The sequence below is a fragment of the Vibrio methylphosphonaticus genome (assembly GCF_023634655.1).
In the GTDB taxonomy this organism is placed as follows: Bacteria; Pseudomonadota; Gammaproteobacteria; order Enterobacterales; family Vibrionaceae; genus Vibrio; species Vibrio methylphosphonaticus.
Map to the genome: position 1 here is coordinate 193,850 of NZ_JAMKMS010000001.1, position 12,150 is coordinate 205,999.

Annotated in this window: 9 protein-coding genes; 5 read left to right on the forward strand and 4 right to left on the reverse strand. The window is 45.3% G+C overall.

What is annotated here, in order from left to right; translation table 11 throughout:
• The first annotated feature begins 161 nt into the window (after positions 1–161).
• The 4 genes from nagA (at position 162) to asnB (ending at position 6,089) form a co-directional block, all read left to right on the forward strand.
• Positions 162–1,298: an N-acetylglucosamine-6-phosphate deacetylase gene (gene nagA, locus M9196_RS00905; RefSeq protein ID WP_250615650.1), complete on the forward strand. Its 1,137-nt coding sequence runs from the start codon at positions 162–164 to the stop codon at positions 1,296–1,298.
• 2 nt (positions 1,299–1,300) lie between these two features.
• Complete coding sequence (gene nagC, locus M9196_RS00910; RefSeq protein ID WP_250615651.1) at positions 1,301–2,515, forward strand: DNA-binding transcriptional regulator NagC; 1,215 nt, start codon at positions 1,301–1,303, stop codon at positions 2,513–2,515.
• Between the two features lie 103 nt (positions 2,516–2,618).
• Positions 2,619–4,199, forward strand: a complete 1,581-nt coding sequence (locus M9196_RS00915; protein ID WP_250615652.1) for a cation:proton antiporter family protein — start codon at positions 2,619–2,621, stop codon at positions 4,197–4,199.
• 225 nt (positions 4,200–4,424) lie between these two features.
• Positions 4,425–6,089 carry an asparagine synthase B gene (asnB, locus tag M9196_RS00920; protein ID WP_250615653.1) on the forward strand — a complete coding sequence of 555 codons (1,665 nt, stop codon included), beginning with the start codon at positions 4,425–4,427 and terminating at the stop codon, positions 6,087–6,089.
• Between the two features lie 75 nt (positions 6,090–6,164).
• Here the strand turns inward: asnB and M9196_RS00925 are convergent, their stop codons facing one another.
• The gene (locus tag M9196_RS00925) at positions 6,165–7,349 is read right to left on the reverse strand and encodes an NnrS family protein (RefSeq protein ID WP_250615654.1); all 1,185 of its coding nucleotides are present in this window, start codon (positions 7,347–7,349) and stop codon (positions 6,165–6,167) included.
• A gap of 331 nt (positions 7,350–7,680) precedes the next feature.
• Here M9196_RS00925 and M9196_RS00930 point away from each other — a divergent pair, with 331 nt between their 5' ends.
• Positions 7,681–8,682 carry a substrate-binding domain-containing protein gene (locus tag M9196_RS00930; RefSeq protein WP_250615655.1) on the forward strand — a complete coding sequence of 334 codons (1,002 nt, stop codon included), beginning with the start codon at positions 7,681–7,683 and terminating at the stop codon, positions 8,680–8,682.
• Positions 8,683–8,764: 82 nt separating this feature from the next.
• On the opposite strand, the gene galM is transcribed toward M9196_RS00930, so the two are convergent.
• From galM to galT, 3 genes are all read right to left on the reverse strand, one after another.
• Positions 8,765–9,838, reverse strand: coding sequence for a galactose-1-epimerase (galM, locus tag M9196_RS00935; protein WP_250615656.1), 1,074 nt, complete (start codon positions 9,836–9,838; stop codon positions 8,765–8,767).
• Between the two features lie 2 nt (positions 9,839–9,840).
• Entirely contained in the window at positions 9,841–10,992 is a 1,152-nt protein-coding gene (gene galK / locus M9196_RS00940) for a galactokinase (RefSeq protein WP_250615657.1), read from the reverse strand.
• A 74-nt stretch (positions 10,993–11,066) separates the two neighbouring features.
• On the reverse strand, positions 11,067–12,119 hold the full coding sequence (gene galT, locus M9196_RS00945; RefSeq protein ID WP_250615658.1) for a galactose-1-phosphate uridylyltransferase: 1,053 nt from the start codon (positions 12,117–12,119) through the stop codon (positions 11,067–11,069).
• Between the last annotated feature and the right edge of the window lie 31 nt (positions 12,120–12,150).

Sequence of the window (12,150 nt, forward strand, 5' to 3'; positions counted from 1 at the left end):
TACGTTACTATAATATTTATATTAGTTAACGGCTTGCTAAGTAATTAACCAAACTCATTGCTAAGTGGTACAAAGTAAGTTCTTTCTACTATCATGTACAACAGCAGTTTAAGCATTAGTAATGGGGTAAACCGAATTAAAAACACAAGGATTCGCTAACGATGTATGCATTAACCAATTGTAAGGTCTTCACGGGTAGTGATGTTCTCAATAATCATGCTGTTGTTATCAACGGTGAACAAATTGAAGCAGTTTTACCCATTACAGAACTGTCGGCGTCGATAGAACGTATCGACCTAAACGGTGCAAATGTCAGCCCAGGATTTATCGACTTACAATTGAATGGTTGTGGTGGCGTCATGCTCAATGATGAAATTACCGCTGAAACAATCCATACGATGCATCGCGCTAACCTTAAATCAGGCTGTACTAGCTTCTTGCCAACACTGATCACGTCTTCTGATGAAGATATGCGTCAAGCATTAGAAGCCGCTCGTACGTACCAAGACCAGTACCAAAACCACTCCTTAGGACTTCATTTAGAAGGTCCATACTTAAACGTGGCAAAAAAGGGCATTCACAGCGTTGACTTTATTCGTCAATCGGATGACTCCATGATCGACTTAATTTGTGAAAATAACGATCTGGTCGCAAAAGTCACGCTAGCTCCGGAACAAAATGCACCAGAACACATCGAAAAACTACATAAGGCCGGCATCGTTGTCTCCATTGGTCACACCAATGCGACTTATGCTGAAGCGCGTCAAGGGTTTGAGTCGGGTATTACCTTTGCCACTCACTTATTTAATGCCATGACGCCGATGACTGGCCGTGAGCCTGGTGTTGTGGGTGCGATCTACGATACACCAGATGTTTACGCCGGTATCATCGCCGATGGCTTCCACGTGGATTACGCAAATATTCGTATTGCGCATAAAGTGAAGGGAGAAAAGCTCGTATTAGTGACCGATGCCACAGCTCCAGCTGGTGCTGAGATGGATTACTTTATTTTTGTCGGTAAGAAAGTATATTACAAGGACGGTAAGTGCGTAGACGAAAATGGCACCCTCGGTGGCAGCGCACTTACCATGATTGAAGCGGTTCAAAATACAGTTGAACACGCTGGTATTGCTTTGGATGAAACGCTACGAATGGCAACGCTCTACCCTGCTAAAGCGATGGGACTAGATAACAAACTTGGTCGCATCAAAAAAGGCATGGTTGCGAACTTAGCCATCTTCGATAGAGATTTCAACGTCCAAGGCACAATTGTTAACGGACAATACGAGCACAATTAAGCATGAATGGCGGACAAATAGGTAACGTAGACTTAGTAAAACAACTTAATAGCGCAGCGGTGTACCGCTTGATTGACCGTCAAGGGCCTATCTCGCGCATTCAAGTTGCCGATGTGAGCCAATTGGCTCCAGCAAGCGTTACCAAAATCACCCGCCAGCTTTTAGAGCGCGGCCTCATTAAAGAGGTCGCTCAGCAAGCTTCGACAGGTGGACGACGCGCAATTTCACTGACCACCGAAGTCGCTCCGTTTCATTCTGTCGCAGTGAGACTTGGCCGTGATTATGTGCAGCTTTCGCTGTACAACTTAGGGGGGAATGAGCTCGCTTTTGTCCAAAAAGAGCTGCATTACGCCAATCAAACTGAATTAGCAAATGGCCTAATGGCAAACCTACATGCCTTCCTTAGTGACCAAGAGCGTCGAATTGATCAGTTAATTGCCATCGGTATTACGCTTCCAGGCCTTGTCAATCCTACTACTGGCGTTGTTGAATACATGCCAAATACCGACATCGATAAACTTGAGCTGGCCGATCTAATTCGCTCTCAGTTTAACGTCGAGTGTTTCGTTGGCAATGATGTAAGAGGTATGGCGTTAGCCGAACACTATTTTGGCTCTAGCCGAGATTGTCAGGACTCTATTCTGGTCAGTGTGCATCGCGGGACCGGCGCAGGTATCATAGTAAATGGACAAGTATTCCTAGGGTTCAATCGAAATGTCGGTGAGATTGGGCATATTCAAATTGATCCACTTGGCGAGCAATGCCAGTGCGGCAACTTTGGCTGTTTAGAGACCGTTGCAGCAAACCCAGCCATTGTACAGCGAGTAAAAAAGCTGATCGACCAAGGCTATGAATCTTCACTCTCACTCAAAGAAGACATCACAATAGAAGACGTGTGTACGCATGCTCTTAATGGTGACGAGCTCTCTAAACAAAGCTTAGTCCGCGTGGGCAACCAACTAGGTAAAGCCATCGCCATGACGGTGAATCTATTCAACCCACAAAAAATCATTATTGCTGGCGATATTACCATGGCGAAAGACATCGTCTTCCCTGCGATTCAGCGTAATGTCGAGAATCAATCTCTCACCACTTTCCACACGGGTCTTCCTATCGTCGCGTCAGAAATAGACAAACAGCCGACCATGGGCGCATTTGCCATGATCAAACGCGCTATGCTTAATGGTGTTCTGTTACAAAAATTGTTAGAAGATTGAGACCTTGTATCGAACCTATCAAATAATAGTTTGATATACTTTGAATAAATGGATGACCACACTTCGGTGTGGTCTTTTTTATAGGCAAAAATTCGTCGTACTTATGGAATTAATACTCGTTACCGTCGCCTTCTTAGCAGGCTTTCTTGCGTTAAAATGTCAACTGCCTCCTATGGTAGGCTTTTTACTCGCTGGATTTGTGCTCCATAGCTTTGGCTTTCAAACTTCAGATACTATTATCACTCTGGCCGATCTTGGTGTCACGTTGTTGCTCTTTACCATCGGGCTAAAGCTTGATGTAAAAACCCTACTTTCTAAAGAAATATGGGCTGGAGCCACCATACATAACCTACTGTCGACCTTCTTATTTGCATTATTATTGGTCGGATTGAAAGTACTTGGCGTTTCTAGCCTGGCGACGCTTGAGATAGAACAATTAATACTGCTCGGTTTCGCTCTGTCTTTTTCCAGCACCGTGTTTGCCGTTAAAACCTTACAAGAAAAAGGCGAGCTCAACGCCACGTATGGCACACTTGCGATTGGTATTCTTGTCATGCAAGATGTGTTCGCCGTGATTTTCTTAACCGCATCGACCGGTAAAATACCAGAATGGTATGCCCTCGCTTTATTTGCCCTGCCATTAGCACGACCTATCATGTTCAAATTACTCAATAAAGCTGGTCACGGTGAAATGCTAGTATTGAGTGGTATCTTTTTTGCGCTAGTAATGGGAGCAGGACTGTTCGAAATTGTTGGCATGAAGCCCGATCTAGGCGCGCTGATTCTAGGCATGTTGCTCGCGGCACACCCTAAAGCATCGGAGCTTTCAAAGTCACTATTTAACCTCAAAGAACTGTTCCTAGTTTGTTTCTTTCTTAACATTGGACTCTCCGATCAGCCGACCATTGAAGGCTTTATACTCGGTGTGCTGCTATTGTTTTTACTGCCACTCAAAGGCGCGCTGTATTTTGTTGTCATCAACGCCTTCAAATTCCGTGTCCGTACTAGCTTATTAACCACACTCACACTTTTTAACTTCAGCGAATTCGGTCTTATTGTTGGGGGACTCGCCTTTAAGTTAGGTTGGATATCCGGTGATATATTGGTGGCACTCGCTATCGCTGTGTCGTTGTCGTTTGTCATTTCAGCACCACTTAACCGTATCGGGCACTTGCTCTATTTGCGCTCTGCAAAATGGTTAAAGGAGCAGGCGGCTGAAAAAATAAATACACGTGACCAATTCATCAATCCAGGTGAGGCTCAGGTACTGATCCTAGGAATGGGAAGAATTGGTACCGGAGCTTATGACGAGCTATATGAACGATACGGCAAGGTAAGTCTAGGTGTTGAAGTTCGTGAAGATGCCGCTTTACAGCATCAAAAACAAGGACGCAACGTCATTGCTGGTGACGCAACCGATCCAGATTTTTGGGAGCGAATTCTCGATACTGCGCACGTCAAACTGGTCTTATTGGCCATGCCTCACCATTTAGGTAACCAAACTGCGCTATCGCTTTTGCAACAAACTAACTTTAATGGTCAAGTTGCTGCGATCGCAGCCTACCCGGATCAATTAGAGGAATTAGAAGCAAAAGGGGTGAATGCTGCCTTTAATATTTACAGTGAGGCGGGCAGCGGTTTTGCTCGTCATGTCTGCGAACAGCTCAACCCTTCATTAAAATAACCGATAGCTTTCTCTATAAGCGGGACTTCCGTTTATAGAGAAAGACGCAAAAACGCTCACCTCTCGCACAAGATATAGATAAAATTCACCAAAACAATAAAATAATTAAATAAATTACAACAATGCCTGCTATTTGTTATCTTTTTCGTTCGCTGCGGTTGCTTTTTTTTGAGCAGATGGCAAATTGGATTCAAGAGATTTAGATTAAAACAAAAAGGAAGTGTTATGTGTTCAATATTTGGCATTTTAGACATCAAGAGTGATGCAGCCGCCCTACGCCCAGTGGCGTTAGAAATGTCTAAAAAGCTTCGCCACCGTGGTCCCGATTGGTCCGGCATTTATTCATCGGATAAAGCCATCCTTGCCCATGAGCGTCTCGCTATTGTTGGTCTAAATAGTGGGGCTCAACCACTTTACAGCCAAGATAAAAAACACATCCTTGCCGTGAACGGTGAAATCTACAATCACAAAGAAATTCGTGCACGTTATGAAGACAAATATGACTTCCAAACGGACTCTGATTGCGAAGTTATTCTGGCTCTTTACCAAGAATTCGGCGCCGATCTACTTGAAGAACTCAACGGCATCTTCGCGTTTGTTCTTTATGATGAAGAAAAAGACCAGTACCTCGTGGGACGTGACCACATTGGTATTATCCCGCTATATCAAGGGTATGACGAACATGGTAACTACTATGTAGCGTCTGAAATGAAAGCTCTCGTTCCGGTTTGTAAAACGATCAGTGAGTTCCCTCCTGGTAGCTTTTATCGCTCACAAGATGCTGAACCTCAGCGTTATTACCTGCGTGACTGGAATGAGTATGCTGCCGTGCAAGGCAACTCAACCAGCAAAGCAGACCTAACCGAAGCATTGGAAGCGGCCGTTAAGCGCCAACTTATGACCGATGTACCTTATGGGGTGCTTCTCTCTGGTGGTCTGGATTCATCAATCACTTCAGCCGTTGCAAAACGTTTTGCTGCGATGCGAATTGAAGATGATGGTCAATCAGAAGCGTGGTGGCCACAATTACACTCATTTGCTGTTGGCTTGGAAGGCGCTCCTGACCTTATTGCGGCTCGTGAAGTAGCAGACCAAATTGGTACCGTTCACCACGAAATGACGTATACCATTCAAGAAGGCTTAGATGCGATTCGTGACGTGATTTATCACATCGAAACTTACGACGTCACCACAATTCGCGCATCAACGCCAATGTACCTACTTGCTCGAAAGATCAAAGCAATGGGCATCAAAATGGTACTGTCTGGCGAAGGGGCTGACGAAATTTTCGGGGGCTACCTGTACTTCCACAAAGCACCTAACGCTAAAGAATTCCACGAAGAAACTGTGCGTAAATTGCTAGCACTCAATATGTTTGACTGTGCACGTGCGAACAAATCACTTGCTGCATGGGGCGTAGAAGGCCGCGTACCATTCTTGGACAAAGAGTTTATTGACGTCGCGATGCGCTTGAACCCTGAAGATAAGATGTGTGGCAACGGTAAAATGGAGAAGCACATCTTACGAGAGTGTTTCGAACATTACCTACCTGAAGCTATCGCTTGGCGCCAAAAAGAGCAGTTCTCTGACGGCGTAGGTTACGACTGGATTGATACTCTTAAAGCAGTAGCAGAAGAAAAGGTCACCGACACACAAATGGAAACGGCAGCCTTTAGGTTCCCATACAACACGCCAACAACAAAAGAAGGTTACGCATACCGTGAAATCTTTGAAGAGCTATTCCCTCTGGAATCTGCGGCGCAATGTGTCCCTGGCGGTCCATCAGTAGCCTGCTCTTCAGCAAAAGCGATTGAATGGGATGAGTCATTCCAAAACTGTGTCGACCCATCGGGTCGTGCGGTTCAAGCCGTTCACAATGATGCTTACTAGACGTTAAACGAGAAAATACGACTCGCTTGATAAAAAAAACCAGCCTCTTGGCTGGTTTTTTTATGGTAAATGACACTAGCCTGGATGACCATCGACACGAGGCGTAATCAGCATTTTTCCAAAATGATACACATACATTGAGAACGCATAAGCCCATAACCCAGCACTCACATCAATCATAGTGAACATATGTTGCGGCCAGGTCGCGACACCAATACTGCGTAACAATGCGGCCATCGTAACGGCCAAAAAAGGCAGCGTCATATTGGGACCTTGATAGATAGCACGCCCGGTATGCCCCATTGTCACCCGAGTTATCATTGCCAAAATCAAACCGCCTAACGCTCCAACCGCAAATAAATGCAACATAGCATGCGCTGCAAACGCATCCGTCAAAAGACCGCGATAGAGCAAGCTCAAAGGGATACAAAGATAGGCCAGCATTAACGACCACACCAAAGGCTCAGACAGTGTTAGCCAAGGTTTCCAACGTACCCACTTCACCAACTGAAACACTCCAGCAACCAGCATTAACGGTTGGCTAAGGGTTGCAAAGGATAACGGGAAAAAGCTCAGTACAAACAACCCGACTAATGGCAGTGTCGCCCCCCACTCGATCCAAACTTTAGGCTGCGGTTTATCGTATTGAAAGCGCTTAGCCGCAAAAAAAGGAATCACGCGACCGCCCATGATTGACAACAAAATCGTAAACCACCAAAGCATGGCCTGCCATACCGCGCTGCTACTAAAAGGAGGCATCCCTTTAACCGTCGCGAAGCTAGCAAAGTTAGCAAAAATAGCGAGAAGAAATAACGGAACAAAAAATAGGTTCTTCCAGCCTTTGGCAGCATATACCCGTATCCCAATTTCATAGGCTGCTAACAATATAAACAAGGATTCAATGATAGAGATCAACCACAGTGGCGTTGGCGTCCAAAACAAGATTCTTGGTGCCAGCCATAGTGCGACCAAAACCAGTAAGCGATGGTGTTTGGTACCATTCACGCCCGTCCACGTTTGCACGGCAGTCAAAACAAAGCCCACAACAATCGCCATAGAAAAGCCAAAAATCATTTCATGTGCATGCCACCATAATGCCGGGACATGCAGTATGTCAGGCTGCCCTTTTTGGAACATGATAACCCAAGCCACGACAGCAAAGATGGCATACACACTTCCCATTAAAAAGAACGGACGAAAACCAAGACGTAACCATGCTGGGATCTTTTCTTCCACTTTTTTGTCTGTAATATTTATCATCGTACTTCACTTAATAATCAATCTAATTACTGCAATGCACATTTCATTCCAATACCATTACTTCTTATATAACAGTCAATTAAACTTACACCACTTACCATAAGTGTCATTTAGACTTAATTTTAATTAAGTCTAAATGACTCAAAGAAATCCATTAGACTCAAGCTATAAACAACAAAAGCCCCCCAATTTGTGTAAAACGTTTACACCTGAGCTGAATTCCCGTTATTGTTAGTGTTGTGCATCACAAACCCTTTATTTTTGTGAAACATTGTTTGCGATATTTACACAACAAGCGTCTAATTACTTTATAGATTATAAGAGGTTTCAGATGGCAACGATAAAAGATGTCGCAAAAGAAGCAGGTGTCTCCGTAGCAACCGTTTCTCGCGTGATCAACAAATCACCTAAAGCAAGCGCCGCTTCAATCGCATCTGTGACAACGGCGATGAAAAAACTCGGTTATCGACCGAATGCCAATGCACGAGCGTTAGTCAGCCAAAGTACGAATACGGTTGGTGTCCTCGTGAGTGACGTATCCGACCCATTTTTTGGCACCTTGGTGAAAGCGGTCGATAAAGTCGCACACCAACATGGAAAACATATTCTGGTCGGCAACGGTTATCACGATGCAGAAGAGGAAAGGAAAGCGATTGAGCTATTGATCAACAGCCGCTGTGATGCGCTGGTTATCCACTCAAAATCGCTTTCTGACGAAGAATTAATCCAGTACGCTGGAGAAGTGAAAGGGCTTGTTTACATCAATCGAGATATCCCTCAGCTACCGGGTCGCTGTATCTCCTTGGATAACTACAAAGGCGCTTACATTGCCACTGAACACCTCATTCGTAATGGGCATACGAACATCGCCTGTGTCGCCTCATCGCACAACATTGAAGATGTAGACCAACGTCTTGCCGGTTACCGAGCTGCACTAGACGCTAATAATATCAACTTGTCAGCCAGCTTTATTGAATATGGTTCACCAGACAGCGATGGCGGTGAAAAAGCCATGACCAACCTGCTCACTAAGTCCCTGCCTATCACGGCAGTCGTCGCCTACAATGACAATATGGCAGCTGGTGCTCTTTCTGTTTTGGAAGAAAACCAATACGCATTGCCAAGTCAAATATCAATCATTGGTTTCGATGACGGCTTAATTGCCAAGTACCTGCACCCTAAACTCACCACCATCCGTTATCCAATTCAGATGATGGCAGAAAAAGCGGCGCAAATTGCCGTTGCACTATCTAAGAACGAATACGTCGAAACCGAGCCTATGGTTTACTCACCAACCTTAGTACAAAGAGCATCTGTCAGTCGCGCCAGCTAATCACAATGATAAATTAAAAAACTACCCACCAGTAAACCACACAGCTTGGCCCGCGTGGTTTACTGGTGGGTAACGAACAGCATCAAAAATGGAAGCGATAGGTCGTACTCTGTTGGTAGCTCTCTCCAACATTCAGTATCCCATTGTCACGTCCCCACTCAGGGTGGTTCGGTCCATCCGGGAAATATTGAGTTTCCAGTGCTATTCCATGAAGATTAGCGTAATTCTGACTAACCCCCGGCGCATTACCTAAAAAATTACCCGTATACAACTGCATAGAAGGTTTCGTCGTTAGCACATCCATCGTGACATCATGCTGCGGTGACACTAACGTCGAGACGACTGCTTGACCATTCGTTAATTCAGCATCAAATATAAAAGTATGATCGTATCCACCAGCGATCTGCTGGTCCTTATCGGCTAAAAAGTCGCGACCGACAATTTTTTCTTCTCTAAAATCAAAGCTTGTTGCATTGACCGATTTTAATTCGCCAAGTGGAATCAAATCTTCCCTTGTCGGTAAGTAAGCGTTGGCGAACATTTTCAGCTTATGATCGATGCTTTTTGCTGAGCTTGACTCTCCCGACAAGTTGAAATAGGCATGATTGGTCAAATTCATTGCCGTGGTTTGATCACAGGATGCTTGATAACGAATACTCAATTCGTTGTTGTCACCAAGATGATACGTCACTTGAATACTGGCATTGCCCGGAAAACCCTGATCGCCATCTTTAGATTCAAGAGAAAAAACAAGTGTTGATTCAGTGTGCGAGTCGATACTCCAACGGCGCTTATCAAAACCCTCCACACCCCCATGCAAAGCATTTTCGCCATTATTACAAGTGACTTGATACGACTTGCCACCTATCTCGAATTGCCCTTTATCAATTCGATTGGCGTATCTTCCCACCACTGAACCAAAATACGCCCCTTGTCTCATGTGCTCAGCCATATTCGGAGAACGTAATAGCACCTCCCGCTGTTCGCCGGACAAAGGCAACGAGCAACTTAACCATGTGGCACCGATATCCATAAATGATGCGGTCATACCTGCTGCATTACTAAGGTGAAACACTTTCGCAGGGAGACCGTCAAAGGACACATCCTGAGTCATGGAGTCTTCAATCGTGCTCAATCGCTCGTTGTTGTTCGTCATTGTTATACTACTCCCGCGCCATCTTTTGCTTGGCACACATAGATCGACTCTTTAAGACCCGTTGCCACTTCATACTGCTCAGCAATTGCCGACGTCACCGCATCAACCAATGACGGTGGAATCAAAGCAACCACACACCCACCGAAACCGCCACCGGTCATACGCACACCACCCTGCTCGCCAATGACACTCTTAACAATGTCCACAATGGTATCGACTTCTTTCACTGTGATTTCGAAGTCATCACGCATGGAAGCATGAGATTGCGCCATCAATTCTCCCATACGCTTCATATCACCTGCACTCAACGCTTTTGCCGCCTCTTCGGTGCGGTCATTCTCGGTTATGATGTGACGAGCTCGCTTTGCTACCGTTTCATCAAGCTCGGAAACTCGCTCATTGAACTGTTCTATCGTCACGTCACGCAGCGCTTTCACCGTAAAGATACGCGCTGCTTCTTCACATTGTTCGCGGCGGGTATTGTATTCACTGTCCACCAAGCCACGCTTTTTATTCGAGTTAATAATAACCACAGCCATATCCTCAGGCATTGACACCGCTTGAGTTTCAAGACTGCGGCAATCAATCAATAGCGCGTGATTTTCTTTACCTTCGGCAGAAATAAGTTGGTCCATGATGCCGCAGTTACACCCCACAAACTCATTTTCAGCTTGCTGACCATTAAGGGCGACTTCAGCTTGGGTTATCGCTAGGCTATACAATGCTTTAAAGGTTTGGCCAATCACAACTTCCAACGCTGCTGATGAACTTAAACCAGCACCTTGAGGTACATTGCCTGACACCGAAATATCCGCACCACCAATTTGGTAACCACGCGCCAGTAGGAACTTGACCACCCCACGGATGTAATTCGCCCACATTTTTTCTGGCTGGAAGGTAATGTCTTTGGTGATATCAAATTCATCCATCGCATCTTGGTAATCAACTGATACCACTCGAACAATATTGTCATCACGTTTTGCTGCAGCAACCACGGTTTGGTAGTTAATGGCACACGGTAGGACAAAACCATCGTTGTAGTCAGTATGCTCGCCAATTAGGTTCACGCGTCCCGGGGCTTGAATGAAGTGAGTAGGCTTGTAGCCCAGTATATTCTCAAAAGAATTTGCTACGCTTTGGATTAAATCTTTCATTTTCGATTCTCTCAATACCTGATGCCTCAGTGCGAACAATGTTCAGCCCCACTTCATAGCATCAAATTTCTAAACTATTGTTGTTTGTAATGAAGGTCACTTAATGCTCTTAGACGTTCTGCAGCCTGCTCCGCCGTTAAATCACGCTGTGATTCGGCCAACATTTCATAACCTACCATAAACTTGCGTATCGTCGCTGAGCGCAGTAAGGGTGGGTAGAAAAGCGCATGCAACTGCCAATGTTCAGTACTTTCACCGTCATTAAAGAATGGCGCATAATGCCACCCCATCGAATAAGGGAAAGAGCACTCAAATAAGTTGTCATACCGTGACGTTAGCTTTTTGAGGGCTAACGCTAAGTCATCTTTTTGCGCTTCACTGAGCTCGCTCATGCGACGAATATGCGCCTTAGGGAGCAACATGGTTTCGAATGGCCACGCCGCCCAGTATGGGACAACCGCAACCCAATGCTCTGTTTCAACCACGGTTCGAGCGCCATCGTTCATTTCTGCCGTGACATAGTCCACTAACAGGTTTGAACCTTGCTGCTGATAATATTCACGCATCAAACGATCTTTGCGTTCAATTTCATTAGGAAGAAAACTGTTCGCCCAAATTTGACCATGAGGGTGTGGTTGTGAGCAGCCCATGGCTTCACCCTTATTTTCAAACGCTTGCACCCAAATGTACTCTTTACCTAGCTCCTCAATTTGCGCATTCCAGGTATCAATCACACCACGAATCTCGACAGGAGTAAGCTCAGGTAATGTTTTACTGTGGTCTGGCGAGAAACACATTACGCGGCTAAGGCCACGGACGCCTTGAGTTTTAAACAACGGATGGTCTGATTCAGGAACATCAGGAGAATCAGGCATCAACGCCGCGAAATCGTTACTAAATACGTAAGAGCCTTTATAGTCTGGGTTCACATCTCCAGAAATTCGCTCATTAGTGGGACACAAAAAACACGTCTCTTCGTACGTTGGTAACTGAACGTCAGAGAGCGCCTCACTCTGTCCACTCCAAGGACGTTTTGCGCGATGTGGGGAGACCAGAATCCACTGCCCTGTTAATGGGTTATAGCGGCGGTGAGGATGATCGATTGGGTTGAACTCAATGCTCGACATATTGCTTACTCAAAAGTTAAATTCAAAATTC